We start from the raw sequence: 347 nt of genomic DNA, 5'->3' as shown, positions 1-347 counted from the left end.
CTGCGCGACGCCCAGGTCCCCGTGACGCTACGGGAATATCTGACCTTGATGGAAGCGCTTGACGCCGATCTCGCCGAGCAGACGGTCGAGAACTTCTACTATTTGTCGCGCGCCGCGCTGGTGAAGGACGAGCGCAATCTCGACAAGTTCGACCGCGTGTTCGGCACCGTGTTCAAGGGGCTCGAGAGCCTGCTCGACGCCATGGGCAAGGCGGAGATCCCCGAGGAGTGGCTGAAGAAGCTCGCGGAGAAATATCTCACCGAGGAAGAGAAGAAGCAGATCGAGGCCATGGGCTGGGACAAGCTCATGGAGACCCTGAAGAAGCGGCTCGAGGAACAGAAGGGCCG

At 61.1% G+C, this 347-nt stretch carries 1 pseudogene; it reads left to right on the top strand.

Annotated features, from left to right (window positions below):
• Positions 1–347 (top strand): annotated as a pseudogene (locus AKL29_RS00390) (VWA domain-containing protein); the annotation flags it as partial.

The sequence above is a fragment of the Bradyrhizobium pachyrhizi genome, from assembly GCF_001189245.1.
GTDB classification, from domain to species: domain Bacteria; phylum Pseudomonadota; class Alphaproteobacteria; order Rhizobiales; family Xanthobacteraceae; genus Bradyrhizobium; species Bradyrhizobium pachyrhizi.
This window is presented reverse-complemented; position numbering and strand designations above follow the sequence as displayed.